This is a genomic window from Amycolatopsis lexingtonensis, from assembly GCF_014873755.1.
Taxonomy (GTDB): domain Bacteria; phylum Actinomycetota; class Actinomycetes; order Mycobacteriales; family Pseudonocardiaceae; genus Amycolatopsis; species Amycolatopsis lexingtonensis.
Map to the genome: position 1 here is coordinate 4,613,834 of NZ_JADBEG010000001.1, position 14,806 is coordinate 4,628,639.

Genomic DNA, 14,806 nt, shown 5'->3' on the forward strand with positions numbered 1-14,806 from the left:
CCCGGTCACGGAACGTTCTCAGCAAAAGCTCAGCAATGGTCGAGCAACCGGAGCCCGCCGGCAGCCGTCTCCTTTTCAGCGAGCCGGGAACGTTTTGGAAACCCGGAGCGTTGTGCCAGATGTCCAGCCAAGCCGGCCGGACTGGCGTACCGGGATCCACAGGCCCCGGTCGCCGGGAAGCACCGGCGGGACCACCGCAGCAGCACGTTCAGCCCGTGACCGGGGAGGCAGAATGTCAGTCCAGACTCTCGAACGCGAGTCGCGCGGGATTCGCGAGCGTATCCCGGCTCAGCTGTCCGAGGAGCCGTCGATGAGCGTGGGGGCGCTCACCGACGCCGACCTCGACGCCCAGAGCCCCGCCGCCGACCTCGTCCGCGTCTACCTGAACGGAATCGGCAAGACGGCCCTGCTCAGCGCGGCCGACGAGGTCGAGCTGGCCAAGCGCATCGAGGCGGGTGTCTTCGCCCAGCACATGCTGGACACCGCGGAGAGCCTGACCGCGAAGCGCCGCACCGAGCTGGCCGCCCTGGTCCGCGACGGCCACGTGGCGAAGAACCACCTGCTGGAGGCCAACCTCCGCCTGGTGGTCTCGCTCGCCAAGCGCTACACCGGCCGGGGGATGCCGCTGCTCGACCTGATCCAGGAGGGGAACCTGGGTCTCATCCGCGCGGTCGAGAAGTTCGACTACTCCAAGGGGTTCAAGTTCTCGACCTACGCCACCTGGTGGATCCGCCAGGCCATCACCAGGGGGATGGCCGACCAGGGACGCACCATCCGGCTCCCGGTCCACCTGGTGGAACAGGTGAACAAGCTGGCCCGCATCAAGCGCGACCTGCACCAGCAGCTCGGGCGCGACGCGACCCACGAGGAGCTGGCGGCCGAGTCGGGCATCCCGGCGCACAAGATCTCGGACCTGCTCGACCACTCGCGTGACCCGGTAAGCCTGGACATGCCGGTCGGCACCGAGGAAGACGCCCCGCTGGGCGACTTCATCGAGGACTCCGAGGCGACGGACGCCGAGAGCGCCGTGATCTCGAGCCTGCTGCAGGACGACCTGCGCCGGGTCCTGTCGACGCTTGACGACCGCGAGCAGCAGGTCATCCGGCTCCGCTACGGCCTCGACGACGGCCAGCCCCGCACGCTCGACCAGATCGGCAAGCACTTCGGGCTCTCCCGCGAGCGCGTCCGCCAGATCGAGCGCGAGGTCATGTCCAAGCTCCGCCAGGGCGAGCGCGCGGACCGCCTCCGCGCCTACGCCAGCTGACCGATCCGTCTGAAGAGGGCGGGCGCACACGGTGCGCCCGCCCTCTTTTTTGGCGTACGGCCGAGCCGACGACCAGGCATTCCGCGTAAGACGAAAATTTTCCACGAAAACCGGGTTTTGCCTCCGGCGGCCGTGGGTAGCAACCTTCCGCCAACACCCGTTCGGCCGCGTTGACTTATGACTTCGGTCACGTCACATTCGTGAAGCGGCTTTGAACCGGTAGCGGCAGCGGCCTCGCGACCGGATGTGCACGCATCCGGAAGCTTCCCCCGGGAGGTCGGGTCCGTCGGGGTGGACCCGGCCTCCCGACCAGCTCCCCAAACCGCACGCCAACGAAACGCACGGAGGCGGCCCGCCCAGCCCAGACCTCCCCGCAACCCCGATCCGAAGCCAGAACACGGCCGGCCGTAGTCACAATCAGGCTTCGGGGTTGCGGACACACCAGAACCAAGAACTGCGTGGGGTGGCCCACAGTGACCGCATGCCTCTTCGGCGTGCCCTCCCCCGCCGCATAAGCTGACCGGATCCCGGAGCTGGCAAAGGAGCCTGGCAGTGCCGTCCACCACGTTTCAGCACACCGAAGTCCTCCCGCTGGGCAAGGACACCACCACCGAATACCGGCTGGTCACCGACCAGGGCGTCGAAACCGTCGAAGCCGCCGGGCGCACCTTCCTGAAGATCGAGCCGGAAGCGCTCACCACCCTCGCGCGCACCGCCATCACCGACATCCAGCACCTATTGCGCACGTCACACCTGAAGCAGCTGCGGGCCATCGTCGACGACCCCGAGGCCTCCGGCAACGACCGGTTCGTCGCCATGGACCTGCTGCGCAACGCCGCCATCTCGGCCGGCGGCGTGCTGCCCATGTGCCAGGACACCGGGACCGCCATCGTCGTCGGCAAGCGCGGTGAGGGCGTCCTGACCGGCGGGGACGACGAGCGCGCGCTCTCGCAGGGCATCTTCGACGCCTACCAGCAGCTCAACCTGCGCTACTCGCAGATGGCGCCGGTGAACTTCTGGGACGAGCGCAACACGGGCACCAACCTCCCCGCGCAGATCGAGCTCTACCACAAGGAGGGGGACCCCACTTACGAGTTCCTCTTCATGGCCAAGGGCGGCGGCAGCGCCAACAAGACGTTCCTGTACCAGGAAACCAAGGCCGTCCTGAACCCGAAGCGGCTCGCCCGGTTCCTCGACGAGAAGCTGCGCAGCCTCGGCACCGCGGCCTGCCCGCCGTACCACCTCGCGATCGTCGTCGGCGGGATGTCGGCCGAGTTCAACCTCAAGGTCGCGAAGCTCGCCTCCGCGCGCTACCTCGACAACCTGCCGACCGAAGGGTCCGAACTGGGGCACGCCTTCCGCGACCCGAGCCTGGAGCAGCAGGTCCTGGAGATGACCCGGCAGTTCGGCATCGGCGCGCAGTTCGGCGGCAAGTACTTCTGCCACGACGTCCGCGTCATCCGGCTCCCCCGCCACGGCGCCTCGTGCCCCGTCGGCATCGCCGTGAGCTGCTCCGCCGACCGGCAGGCCAAGGCCAAGATCACCGCCGACGGCGTGTTCATCGAACAGCTCGAGCGCGACCCGGCGCAGTTCCTCCCCGAGATCACCGAAGAGGACCTCTCCGACGACGTCGTGAGCGTCGATCTCAACCGGCCGATGGCCGAGATCCGCGCGCAGCTTTCGCAGCTGCCGGTCAAGACGCGGCTGTCGCTCACCGGGCCGCTGGTCGTCGCGCGCGACATCGCGCACGCCAAGATCGCCGAGCGGCTCGACGCCGGCGAGGGGATGCCGGACTACCTGAAGAACCACCCGGTCTACTACGCCGGCCCGGCGAAGACGCCGGAGGGCTACGCGTCCGGCTCGTTCGGGCCGACCACGGCCGGGCGGATGGACTCCTACGTCGAGCAGTTCCAGGCGGCCGGCGGCTCGCTCGTCATGCTGGCCAAGGGAAACCGGTCGAAGCAGGTGACGTCGGCGTGCCAGGCGCACGGCGGGTTCTACCTCGGCTCGATCGGCGGCCCGGCCGCCCGGCTCGCGCAGGACTGCATCAAGAAGGTCGACGTCCTGGAGTACGCCGAGCTCGGCATGGAAGCCGTGTGGAAGATCGAGGTCGAGGACTTCCCGGCGTTCATCGTCATCGACGACAAGGGCAACGACTTCTTCGCCAGCACCGGCGACCCGGTGCTGCAGATCAGCTTCCGCTAGGACGCAAGGGAAGGGGACACCGGCCCGCTGAACCGCTCCCCGGAAGTTGGACTGGGAATCCAGTTCCGACTTTCCGGGGAGCGGTTTGGTGTATCCAGGAAGTTCGTTGTCTGAGCAGCAGCGGGAGTCCGCTGTTGCGTTGTTCGAGGCCGGGTATGGCGCGAAGGTGGTCGCGACCCGGTTGGGCGTGTCGCCGATGGCGGTGCGACGCTTGCGTGATCGTTGGAGGTTGCGGAGCGCGGGAGCGCTGATGAGGGAGCCGGGTAAGCGGTCGTTCACCTTCGAGTTCAAGCGTGAGGTCGTGCGCCGGTTCGTCGATGGTGAGGCGTCGGCGATGGAGCTGGCGCGTGAGCATGATCTGTCGTCGCCGAAGCTGCTGGAAAACTGGGTCAGGGTGTACCGGCGTGAGGGCGAGGACGCGTTGCGGCCCAAGCCGAAAGGCCGGCCGGGCAAGCCGGTTGACCCAGCCGGGCTCAGCGAGCTGGATCGCCTGCGGCAGGAGAACCTGGAGTTGTCGGCGAAGGTGGCGTTGCTGGAAAAATTGCGGGCCTTGAAGGAGCAGGGGCGAGGGTGAAAACCCAGGTCATCGCCACCCTCAAGGCCGAGTATCCGCTGGCGGTGCTGCTGGCGGCCGCCGGGCTGGCACGCTCGACGTTCTTCTACCACCAGGCCCGGCTGACCCGGCCCGACCCGCAGGTCGAGCTGAAGGCGGCGGTCACCGAGCAGTTCGAGGCCGCCCGCGGCCGCTACGGGCATCGGCGTGTGCACGCGATGCTGCGCCGCGGGGGCTGGCGGGTAGCTAAGAAGACGGTGTTGAAGCTGATGAACATGCTGGGCCTGTTCTGCCAGGTCCGGCGGCCGCGCCGCTATCGGTCCTGGCTCGGGCAGATCGGCACGGTCGCGGCCAACGTGCTGGATCGCCAGTTCACCGCGGCGGCTCCGGACACGAAATGGGTCACCGACGTGACCGAGTTCCGTATCGGCGACCGCAAGGTCTACTTGTCCCCGGTGATCGACTTGTTCGACCGATCCGTGATCGCCTACAGCCATGGCCCGTCCCCGAGTTTGGAACTGACGAACTCGTCGCTGCGCGCGGCGATCGCGACCCTCGACGGCGCCGCCAGGCCGTTGGTGCACTCCGACCAGGGGTTCCAGTACCAGCACGTCTCCTGGCGGAGGTTGATCGAGGACGCGGGCCTGGCCCAGTCGATGTCCCGGCGAGCGAACTGCCTGGACAACTCCATGGCCGAGAACTTCTTCGGTCATTTGAAGGAAGAACTGTTCCACCACAACAGCTTCGACACCGTCGAGGAGTTCACCGCCGAGCTGGACGAGTACATCGACTGGTACAACACGATCCGCATCTCGACCACGCTTGAAGGCCTGAGCCCGGCCGAATACCGAGCCCAGGCCCTCAAGCCCTAGCTTTACCTAGCCAGTCCAACTTCCAGGGGTCAGTTCACCGCCGCCGGTGCCCCCTTTCTTCCCTGCTCCCTCAGCCGACGCGCTCGATCCGCGCGCGCCGGATGAGGAACTTTCCGGGCTCCCGAACCTGTTCGAAGGCCGCGTTGTTCAGCAGCGTGCAGCTACCCGACACCGACGTGACTTCCACCGTGGTGGACTTCGAGTTGTCCAGGTTCGTCACCTTCAGCTTCGTCCCCGCCGGGAACTGGTTGCTCGACGCGGCCGGTGAGCCGCCTTCGCCCGAGAGCGTCACGGTCGACCCCGGGCACACGACGTCGCCGACGGCACCGGTGTCCACTCCGGACTGACCCTGTTGCTGGTCCTGTTGCTGCGCCAGCGCTTGCTGGGCCGGTGCTTGCGCCGCCGGGGCCTGGGCGGCTTGGCCGTTGTCCGCCACGACGTTCGCGGTGCACTCCGCGACCTGCCGCCGTTGCTGGATCAGGTCCACCACCGCCTGGCGGTTGGCGATCCGCGCGGCCGACTGCGCGTCCGGGTTCGCCTGCTGGCCCGCGATGAAGTTCAGATTGTTCCGCAGTGCGGTGTCGAGTCCCGCGCAGTTCTCCTTGGGAGCTTCGGCCGCGTTGCCCGCCGGGCTGCTCAGCGCGATCGCGGTCGCGGTGATGCCGGAAACCCCCAGCAACGCGGCCAGCCCGATGGTCGCCTGCTTGCGGTGCCGACCACTACTCAACCGGGGCATGCGCCCTCCTCTCTGATCACCACCTCACCCCGGGACACGGCTCGATCACGGAGGCGGTTCACCGCTTCCGCGAAATTTTCGACAGCTTCGACGGCGGAGTTCAGCCGACCGGGACGCCGTGGTCCGAACCATTGACGCGCGCCGCCGTGGCCAGCGCCCAGCGCCCGGTGGTGACCACGCCCAGCGCGAACACCAGCACCCCGCAGGCGGTGACGATCACCCACGCCACCCGGTCCGCCGCGGGCGAGGCCGCGGCGACGACCGCGCCGATCACCGCGACGCCCAGGGACGCGCCGACCTGGCGGCTGGTGGACGCCACCGCCGCCGCGAGACCCGCGCGTTCCCGCGGCATCCCGGACACCGCGGCGTTGGTGATCGGCGCGTTGAGCATGCCGAAGCCGGCGCCGAAGCACACGTACCCCAGCACCAGCACCGGAATCGGCGTCGCCGGGCCGATCCCGGCGAGCACGACACCGGAGGCGGCGATCCCGGCGCCGGCGACCAGCAGCGGTAACCGCGGCCCGCGGGCGGCCACCACCCGGCCCGACAGCGGCGCGCACACCGCCGTCACCGCGGCCATCGGCAGCGTCAGCAATCCCGCGTGCAGCGCGGAAAAGCCGCGGGTGTCCTGCAGGTACAGCGTGTTGAGGAACAGGAACCCGGACAGCGCCGCGAAGCCGGTGACGGCGGTGAGCGTCGCGCCGGAGAACGGGACGCTTCGGAAGAACCTCAGTTCCAGCAAGGGATCCACGCGCCGCCGCTCGTACGGCAGCAGAAGGGCGAGCGCGAGCGCGGCCACGGCGAAGCAGCCGATGATCTCCGGCGACGTCCAGCCCGCGCCGCGGCCTTCGATGATCGCGTAGGTGAGCGAGGCCAGCAGCACGATCACCAGCACCTGCCCGACCGGGTCGAGGCGGCGCGGGTGCGGCGAGCGGGACTCGGGGACGAACAGCGCCGTCAGGACGATCGCGGCGACGCCGACCGGGACGTTGATCCAGAAGATCGAGCGCCAGCCGGCCCAGCCGACGAGCGCGCCGCCGACCACCGGCCCGACCGCCATGCTCAGCCCGACCACCCCGGCCCACACGCCGATCGCGCGGGCGCGCTCGCGGGGTTCGGTGAAGACGTTGGTGACGATGGACAGCGCGACCGGGTTGAGCATCGACCCGCCGATGGCCTGGAGCGCGCGGAAGGCGATCAGCGTCCCGACGTTGGGCGCGACGCCGCACAGCAGCGAGCCGAGGCTGAACAGCGCGAGGCCGGTCTGGAACGTCCGGCGCCGCCCGATCCGGTCGGCGGTCGAGCCGGAGAGCATGAGCAGGCTGGCCAGGACGAGCGTGTACGCGTCGATCGTCCACTGCAGACTCGCGACGGACGCGCCCAGCTCGTGGCGGATCGAGGGCAGGGCGAGGTTCACGATCGTGTTGTCGAGCCCGACGATGAACAGGCTCATGCAGCAGACGGCCAGGACGACCCGGGGCCGGACGGACTGGGGCACCGCACCCTCGCAATTAGTTGCACGAACAATATTAAGCACTGTACAACTAATTGGGTGCGGTCTTCGTCAGGCCGGGAACAGCTCCGTGAGGCGGGCGAGGGTCTTCTCGATGCCCTGGGCGTTCTTGCGCGGGAACGGGCTGAGCGTGATGGCCAGCGGGAACTTCGCCGTCGACCAGTCGAACGTCTCGGTGACCTCGGTGCGGCCGTCGTCGAGGGGTTCGAGGCGCCAGCGCCAGCGGTGGCCGTTGAAGTGGCGCCAGGCGATCAGGCGGTCCTCTTCGAACTCGACCACGGTGTTGAGGATCTTGTAGGACGGGCCCAGCTTCATGTCCATGCCGAACGTGGCACCGAGCGAGAGCCGGTCCGGACCGCCCGGCTGGGCGGCCCGGACCGTGCCGGATCCGTCGATGAGCGGGTGCTGGCTCGGATCGGCCAGTAGCCCGAAGATCTTCTCCGGGGTCGTGGCGACGATCGCGGTGCGTGAGACCTGGCGGCTTCCCATCACCCGAGCCTAGGCCAGGGTGATCACTTCGGCGGCGTGGTCTTCAGCACCACCGTGCGCTGGTCCAGCGGCGCGGCCAGCGCGACCGAGATCACCGGGTAGCGGATGTCCATCGTGCACATCTGGCCGGTCTGCGCCTTGGTTTCGCTCAGGTTGACGACGACGTGGTCGCCCGCCTGCTCGGTCGCCTCGCCGAGGGCGTGGCCGCAGCCACCCTCCTGGGCGCGGATGTTGAGGACGGTGCCGCCGTTGGCCGTCCACACCTCGTGCGGGAAGCCGCTGGGCAGCGCGGTCGCGTCGATCTTGGCGGGCGGCACCGGCGTACTGCCTTCGGGCACGGTGAGCCGCGGCTTCCCCGGCGGGTTCGCCGACGGCGTCCCCGGCAGCACCGATTCGCTCGGCGACGTCGAAACGCTCCCGGTCGGCGCGGCGGAGTCACCCCCGGCAGCGGGCTGGCTGGTTGGCAGGTCCTGGCCGGCGCAGGCCGTCGCCATCAGCAGGAACGCGCCTGTCCCGACCACCTTCGCTAAGTACCTCATGCCCCCGAAGACGGAACGGGTGCCGCGCGGGGTTGCACGGAAGATCGCTCCGGTCCGGCTCGGCGAAAGCGGACAGCGAAAGCGGCACTTTCACGTGAAAGTGCCGCTTTCTGGTCATGGTCTGGGAGGGCGGTCCCGAGCATCCCGGGGCCGCCCTCCCAGCGTCCGGGGCGGGGTCAGCCCTGGCGGAGCACCACCGTGCGCGTGCCGAGCGGCTCGGCCAGTGCCAGCGGGATCGTGATCTCGCGGATGTAGTCCGGGCACATCTGGCCCTTCTTCCCCGCGCTGACGGCGATCAGCACCACCACCTGCTGCGGCGTCTGGTCACCGACCCGGGCCGAGACGCGGCGGCAGCCGCCCTCCTCGGCCTGGAGGATGATCGTCTTGCCGTCGACGCTGCGGGTCAGGCTGCGCGGGTAGCCCTCGGGCAGGGAACGCGCGTCGACCTGGGACTCCGCGATCACGTCGTCGCCCGGGGCGATGCCCTGGGTGGGGCGGCCGACCGTCTGGGACGGGGGCGGGGCCACCGGCGGCGAACCCGGCAGCGAGGACGAAGACGACGTCGTGGGCGTCTCCACGCCGGTGCTGCCCGGCGCCGCCCCGGAGTCCGAACGAGCCCCGCACGCGGTCAGCGTCAGGAGCAGCAGGACCGTACCCAGCAGTGTGCGCATACCTGCCAGACGGACCGGACGCCGAAAGGGTTGCACCTACCGGTGCGCCGCCCGGCCGCGGGCCAGGCTCAGCACCACCACCCCCGCGAGGGTGACCGCGAGCAGCAGGACCGTCGCCGCCGAGGCGAGGAACACCTGGCCGCGGTCGGTCAGGGCGAAGACGCTCGCCGGGAGCGTGCGCCAGTCCGGCGGGTACAGCATCATCGTCGCGCCCAGCTCGCCCATCGACATCGCCAGCGCGAGGCTCGCCGACGCCGTCATCGCCGGGAGCAGCACCGGTACGCGCACGCGCAGCAACACCCGGACGGGGGAGGCCCCGAGTGACGCCGCCGCCTGCGCGAGCTGCGGGTCGACGCGGGTGAGCGCTGCCGACACCGTGCTGAAGGCGAACGGCAGCACGATCAGCAGGTGCCCGAGCAGCACGATCCAGCGGGTGCCGTTGAACGCCAGCGGCGGCCGGCTGAACGCCACCAGCAGCGCCAGCCCCAGCACCACCGACGGCACCGCGATCGGCAGGTGGAACACCGTGCCGGCGAGCCGCCGCAGCCGCCGCGGCGCGGTCTCCGCGGCCAGCGCCGCCCACGTGCCGAGCAGGACCGCCGCCGCGCCCGCGATGACGCCGGTCTGGATGCTCACCGACAGGCTCGCGAACGTCTCCCCCGCCAGCGCCGCCGAATAGTGGCCGAGGGTGAACCCGCCCGGCAGCACGCCCGTCCAGTGCCCGGCGAACGACGCGAGCACGATCATCACCAGCGGGGCCGCGACGACGACCGCGAACACCACGCCGAACACCAGACACAGCAGCACCTTGCTACGCCGCGTCCACAGCAGCACCGCGACCCCTTCCCGCGAGAACCCGGTAACTCCCGTACAACAGCAGCGAAAGCACGACGTCGACCAGCGCGACGACGCTCGCCGCCGGGAAGTCGAAGGTGACGATCCCCTTGCCGTACACCAGCATCGGCAACGTCGTGACGCCCTTCGCGCCGAGGAACAGCACGATGCCGAACTCGTTGAGCGCGAGCAGCAGCGTCAGGCAGGCGCCGGAGGCCAGCGACGGCAGCGCCGCGGGCAGCACCACCCGCCACAGCACCCGGCCCGGCCGCGCGCCGAGCGACGCCGCGACGTCCAGGTGGACGCCGGGGATCTGCCCGAACGCCGCCAGCGCCGGCCGCATCACGAACGGCGTGTAGAACGTGACCTCGGCCAGCAGCACGCCCCACGGCGAGTACAGGAACCCGCCCGCGCCGAACACGCCCGCGCTGCCGTAGAGGAACGTGAACGCCAGCGCGATGAGGAACGACGGGAACGCGAGCACCGTGTCGACCAGCCGCGACAGCGTCCGCGCGCCGGGGAACGGGACGAACGCGATGACCAGGGCGAGGAACGTGCCGAGGACAACGCAGCCGGCGGTGGCGCCCAGCGCGAGCAGCACCGTCTGGAGCGCCGCGTCGCGGAACTCCGCCGAGCCGAGCACCTCGGCCCAGACCGCGAAGCCGAACCCGGCGTCCGTGGTCAGCGACTGCCCGGCGACGAGCACCAGCGGGTAGCCGAAGAACACCGCGACGACCACCAGCGGCGGCAGCACCCACAGCGAACCCGGTCGTGAGTGTTTGGTCGGGTTGGAACCCGACCGAACACTCACGAGCCGGCTCCGACCAGCGGGCAGCCGTCCGGGATGGACACCCCGACCGCCGTGCCGACGGGGAACGCCTCACCTACCTCGGCCCGGATCGTCGTGCCGGTCGCCAGGACCAGATCCAAGCGGTAGCCGGTGCCACGCCACTGCACGGCCTTGACCAGCGCCGGGAGCGTGCCCGCGCCCGGCTCGCCGACCCCGACGCGGTGCGGGCGCACGCCGAGCGCGACCGGGCCGGAGCCCAGCGCGCCGGTCGGCTCGGCGGTCAGCTCGCGCTCGCCGAGCCGGACGGTCGCCGGCGAACCGGCGCGGACCAGGTCGACCGGGATGAGGTTGGCCGCGCCGAGGAAGCTCGCGGTGAACGCGTCGGCCGGGCGGCGGTAAAGCTGTTCGCACGGCCCGGTTTCGACCAGCCGCGAGTCGCGCATGACGGCGATCCGGTCGGCCAGCGCGAGCGCTTCGCCCTGGTCGTGGGTGACGTAGACGAGCGTGGTGTCCGGCAGTTCGGCGCGCAGCCGCAGCAGTTCCGCGATCATGTCCTCGCGCAGGGCGGCGTCCAAAGCGGACAGTGGTTCGTCGAGCAGCAGCACGTCGGGGCGGATGGCCAGTGCCCTGGCCAGCGCGACCCGCTGCTGCTGCCCGCCGGACAGCTCGCGCGGGAACCGGCGGGCGTAGCCGCCCATCCCGACCAGGCCGAGGACTTCGGCGACCCGGGCCGCGACGTCGGCACGCGGCCATCGCCGGGCCTTGAGCCCGAACGCGATGTTGCCGTCGACGCGCATGTGCGGGAACAGCGCGTAGCTCTGGACGACGACCCCGAGGCCGCGCCGGTGCGGTGGCAGGTCCGTGACGTCTTCGCCGTTGAGGAACACCCGGCCAGCGCTGGGCCGCACGAACCCGGCGAGCGCCTTGAGCGCCGTGGACTTGCCGGAGCCGGACGGCCCGAGCAGCGCGAGGGTTTCGCCGCGGCCGATCGCGAGGTCGAGGGAGTCCAGCGCGGTCGTCCGTCCGAACTGGACGGACACCCCGCGGAACTCGACGGACGGCGTCACCGGCCGACGGCCTTCTTGTACGCGGCGAGGTCGGCGTCGAGCTTGCCGAGCACCGCGGTCCAGTCCGGGTGCCAGATCTCGACGCCGTCGAGCGCGGCCTTGATCTTCGCCGCGTTCGGCCCGGTCGCGGTGACGTCGGCGCGGGCCGGGATGCCGTACGCATCGGCGGCCTTGGCCTGGACTTCCGGCGAGAACAGGAAGTCGAGGAGCTTCTTCGCTTCTTCCGCGTGCGGCGCGTTCGCCACGAGCCCGGCGTAGTACGGCAGCGCGAACGTCGAGCGCTTGCCCTGGGCGTCGGCGGGGAAGAACACCTCGAAGCCGCCGCTCTTGGCGATCTCGGCGAGGTTCATCTGGACGTCGCCGTTGGCGACCAGCAGCTCGCCCTTGGCCACCTTCGGCTGCAGCTTGCCGGTGGAGGACGACGGCCCGGCGTTGTTCGCCTCCAGCTTGCCGAGGTAGCCGAGCGCGCCCTGCTCGCCGAGGACGTGCTGCAGCTGCAGGAGCACGGCGGTGCCGTCGCCGGCCTCGCCGGGCGTCGAGTACTGGACCTTGCCCTTGAGCTTCGGATCGAGGAGGTCGTCCCAGGTCTTCGGCGTGGCCGCCGGGTTGCGGATGAAGCTGAGGTAGTTGTTCATCATCGCGGCGAAGCGGCCCTGCGGGTCCTTGTCCGACACCTGGTCCGCGCCCTGCGGCGTGTAGGGCTGCAGCAGGCCGGCGACGCGCTGGATGAACGGCGGCAGCGTGACGAGGACGTCCGCCTGGGTGTTGGCCTTTTCCTTCTCCACGCGCGAAGCGACCTCGCCGGAGCCGGCGGTGACGGCCTGCACGGTGATTCCGGTCTGCTGCCGGAATTCGGCGAACCGGGCGGTGTACCAGTCTTCCAGTCCGTCCACTGTGTACACGGTGACGGTCTTGCCGCCGCCGGCGGTCGCGGCGCCGGTGCCCCCGCACGCGGCGAGCAGGGCGGTCAGCGCCACCGCGAGGAGGGTGGCCAGGGTCTTCTTCATCGGGGTTCTCCTTCGAGCACGGCGGGGAGGTCGGAGACGGAGTCGAGGATGTGGGTGGCTTCGGCGAGGTCTTCGCGGCGGCCGGCGCCGGTGAGCACGCCCGCGACGACGGACGCGCCCGAGCGGAGGCCGCACAGGACGTCCGAGGCGGTGTCGCCGACGACGGCGATCCGCCGCACGTCGGTGACTTCGAGCCGCAGCGCGGCGGTGAGGACGAGGTCGGGGAACGGGCGGCCGCGCACGCCGTCGCCGGGCGCGAGCGCGAGGTCGGCGAGGTCGCGCCAGCCGAGGGCGTCGAGGATGGCCTGCTGGGTCACGGGCGCGAACCCGGTCGTGAAAGCGACCTTGACGCCGGTTTCGCGCAGGTCGCGGATGACGGCTTCGGCGCCGGGGATCGGCTTGCTCTCCCCCACGAGCTTCCCGTAGGCGGCTTCGAAGGCCGCGTTCGCTTGCCGCGCTTGGTCTTCACCGCCGAGGAGAGCGCGGAAGACGGTGATCTTCGACTGGCCCATGGTGTCGAGGACGTACTGCAGCATCTCGGGGTACTTCTCGTCGGGCACGCCGACGGCCCGGATGGCTTCGGTGAAGGCCCGCACGACGAGGCCGTCGTCGGCGACGGTCGTGCCTGCCATGTCGAGCACGACGAGTTCGGGGGTCACAGGTCCAGCTCCTCGGCGGTGTCTTCGGCGATGGCGGGCGAGCAGGTCATGCCGCGCCCGCCCGGCCCGGTGACCAGGAAGGCGTTGTCCGCGACGCGCGCGCGGTGCACGATCCGGGCGGAGTCGGTGGTCTGCGCGTACACCCCGGCCCAGCGGCGGCGGATCGGCGGCAGCGGGCGCCCGAGCAGGGCCGCGGCGACGTCGGCGAGGTGCGCATACGGGTCTTCGGTGACGTCGAAGGCGAACGGCTCGTCGTATTCGTGGGTGTCGCCGATGGTGAGCGAGCCGTCGAGCCGCTGGACGAGCAGCAGCTGCATGCGGTGGGCGGCGGCGACGTCGGCCTGGGGCTGGGTTTCCGCCAGCGCGTCGAGCGCGGGACCGCGGTAGGCCGGGTAGTAGCGGAAGCTGTCGCCGTCGGCGACGCTCGTGGTGAGCCTTTCGCCGAGGGGTTCGGTCTGGGCCATCTGCAGCCGTACGCGCCGCACCGGCGGGTCGCCGGCCAGCTCGCGCACCAGGCCGCCGGTCCGGGCGCCGGTGCAGAACAGAACGACGTCGCCGTCGTGCCGCTCGCCGTGGTCGTCGACGACGCCGGTGGCGCTCAGGTGCCGGACCTCGCGCCCGGGCCACCAGGTGTAGCGGCCGGACTTCCCCAGCTCGGCCCGCAGCGCGGGCTGGGCGGCCCGCGGCTCGACGGCGGCGTCGCGGTCACACCAGAGCGCGCCGCGGAAATCGCCGCGGAGCGCCGGGTTCAGCGCCCGGGCCTCCGCGGCGTCGAGGAGCCGGTACCCGCGCTCGGCGGCTTCGGGCCCTTCGGCGACCTCACGGGCGACGGCGAGTTCGGCTTCGGTCCGGACGACGGTCAGCGAGCCGTTGGCGCGGAAGCCGAGCCCCGGCACGCGCTCGCCGATCCGCTCCCAGAGGTGCCGGGCCCGCCGCGCGGTCTCCAGTTCGGCACCGGACGCGCGGCCGCCGACCCAGACCAGGCCGAAGTTGCGCACGGAGGCGCCCCTGGCCTCGGGTTCGCGTTCGAGCTGGACGACGTCGTGGCCGCGCTCGACGGCCTGCCAGGCGTGCAGCGTGCCGAGCACGCCGCCGCCCACGATGAGGATTCGCACGCCGCACACGCTGTCTGCCGCGCGCCAACGACGGCTGACCCGAGGGCTAACGGAGCGTGAAGGACCCTCGAATATTGGACCGGATGAGTTATCTGGTCGTTATCTTCACAATCGGCCGATGGCCACGAAGAGGCAGACCGCGAGGATCAGGGCGTTCACGCCGACGTTCCGCCATTCGGCCGGCTTGTGCTGCACGATCGCCAGCCTGCCGTGCATCGCCATGGCGCCCAGCATCACCACGGCCAGCCCGGCCGCGGCCCACCCGGTCAGCGCCGGCGCGATGCCGAGCAGCACCGGCAGGATCAGCCCCACCACCGCGAACAACTCGCAGATCGCGGTGAACCGGACCACCGGCAGTGGGTAGGCGGCCGCGCCGGTCTGGCCGGTCTCGAGCATCCGCTGCCGCGACATGGTCGACTTCAACACGCCCGACAAGGCGAAGATCGCGGCCAGCAGCACCTGGCCGATCCACAGTGCGGTGTTCATGACGTC

16 protein-coding genes are annotated in these 14,806 nt (G+C 70.7%); 4 read left to right on the forward strand and 12 right to left on the reverse strand.

The window, feature by feature from the left end:
• Nucleotides 1–232 precede the first annotated feature (232 nt).
• The 4 genes from H4696_RS20430 to H4696_RS20445 all read left to right on the forward strand — a co-directional run bounded on the left by H4696_RS20430 (nt 233) and on the right by H4696_RS20445 (nt 4,894).
• Nucleotides 233–1,264, forward strand: a complete 1,032-nt coding sequence (locus H4696_RS20430; RefSeq protein WP_086862670.1) for a sigma-70 family RNA polymerase sigma factor — start codon at nt 233–235, stop codon at nt 1,262–1,264.
• 552 nt (nt 1,265–1,816) lie between these two features.
• Nucleotides 1,817–3,469 (forward strand): FumA C-terminus/TtdB family hydratase beta subunit, encoded by a 1,653-nt coding sequence (locus H4696_RS20435; RefSeq protein ID WP_192782441.1) that lies wholly within the window; start codon nt 1,817–1,819, stop codon nt 3,467–3,469.
• Between the two features lie 106 nt (nt 3,470–3,575).
• Entirely contained in the window at nt 3,576–4,043 is a 468-nt protein-coding gene (locus H4696_RS50240; RefSeq protein WP_225955749.1) for a transposase, read from the forward strand.
• On the forward strand, nt 4,040–4,894 hold the full coding sequence (locus H4696_RS20445; protein ID WP_086864085.1) for an IS3 family transposase: 855 nt from the start codon (nt 4,040–4,042) through the stop codon (nt 4,892–4,894). Before H4696_RS50240 ends, H4696_RS20445 begins: the two co-directional genes overlap by 4 nt.
• Before the next feature lie 70 nt (nt 4,895–4,964).
• Here the strand turns inward: H4696_RS20445 and H4696_RS20450 are convergent, their stop codons facing one another.
• The 12 genes from H4696_RS20450 to H4696_RS20505 form a co-directional block, all read right to left on the reverse strand.
• On the reverse strand, nt 4,965–5,630 hold the full coding sequence (locus H4696_RS20450) for an RlpA-like double-psi beta-barrel domain-containing protein (RefSeq protein ID WP_086865613.1): 666 nt from the start codon (nt 5,628–5,630) through the stop codon (nt 4,965–4,967).
• Between the two features lie 100 nt (nt 5,631–5,730).
• Entirely contained in the window at nt 5,731–7,128 is a 1,398-nt protein-coding gene (locus H4696_RS20455) for a DHA2 family efflux MFS transporter permease subunit (RefSeq protein WP_192782442.1), read from the reverse strand.
• 66 nt (nt 7,129–7,194) lie between these two features.
• Nucleotides 7,195–7,632, reverse strand: coding sequence for an SRPBCC family protein (locus tag H4696_RS20460; protein WP_086864620.1), 438 nt, complete (start codon nt 7,630–7,632; stop codon nt 7,195–7,197).
• Nucleotides 7,633–7,655: 23 nt separating this feature from the next.
• Entirely contained in the window at nt 7,656–8,153 is a 498-nt protein-coding gene (locus H4696_RS20465; protein ID WP_192783050.1) for a hypothetical protein, read from the reverse strand.
• 194 nt (nt 8,154–8,347) lie between these two features.
• Nucleotides 8,348–8,842 (reverse strand): hypothetical protein, encoded by a 495-nt coding sequence (locus H4696_RS20470; RefSeq protein WP_192782443.1) that lies wholly within the window; start codon nt 8,840–8,842, stop codon nt 8,348–8,350.
• Between the two features lie 36 nt (nt 8,843–8,878).
• Nucleotides 8,879–9,676: an ABC transporter permease gene (locus tag H4696_RS20475; protein ID WP_086865248.1), complete on the reverse strand. Its 798-nt coding sequence runs from the start codon at nt 9,674–9,676 to the stop codon at nt 8,879–8,881.
• Nucleotides 9,654–10,487 carry a 2-aminoethylphosphonate ABC transporter permease subunit gene (locus tag H4696_RS20480; protein ID WP_086865249.1) on the reverse strand — a complete coding sequence of 278 codons (834 nt, stop codon included), beginning with the start codon at nt 10,485–10,487 and terminating at the stop codon, nt 9,654–9,656. Before H4696_RS20480 ends, H4696_RS20475 begins: the two co-directional genes overlap by 23 nt.
• Nucleotides 10,484–11,533, reverse strand: a complete 1,050-nt coding sequence (locus H4696_RS20485) for an ABC transporter ATP-binding protein (RefSeq protein WP_086865250.1) — start codon at nt 11,531–11,533, stop codon at nt 10,484–10,486. Before H4696_RS20485 ends, H4696_RS20480 begins: the two co-directional genes overlap by 4 nt.
• A complete protein-coding gene (locus H4696_RS20490; protein ID WP_086865251.1) occupies nt 11,530–12,540 on the reverse strand; it encodes a 2-aminoethylphosphonate ABC transporter substrate-binding protein in 1,011 nt (336 codons plus the stop codon). The genes H4696_RS20485 and H4696_RS20490 overlap by 4 nt, the downstream gene beginning before the upstream one ends.
• Complete coding sequence (locus H4696_RS20495; RefSeq protein WP_276328962.1) at nt 12,537–13,199, reverse strand: phosphonatase-like hydrolase; 663 nt, start codon at nt 13,197–13,199, stop codon at nt 12,537–12,539. The genes H4696_RS20490 and H4696_RS20495 overlap by 4 nt, the downstream gene beginning before the upstream one ends.
• The gene (locus tag H4696_RS20500; protein ID WP_192782444.1) at nt 13,196–14,314 is read right to left on the reverse strand and encodes a TIGR03364 family FAD-dependent oxidoreductase; all 1,119 of its coding nucleotides are present in this window, start codon (nt 14,312–14,314) and stop codon (nt 13,196–13,198) included. Before H4696_RS20500 ends, H4696_RS20495 begins: the two co-directional genes overlap by 4 nt.
• A gap of 105 nt (nt 14,315–14,419) precedes the next feature.
• Nucleotides 14,420–14,800, reverse strand: a complete 381-nt coding sequence (locus tag H4696_RS20505) for a DoxX family protein (protein ID WP_086860344.1) — start codon at nt 14,798–14,800, stop codon at nt 14,420–14,422.
• Between the last annotated feature and the right edge of the window lie 6 nt (nt 14,801–14,806).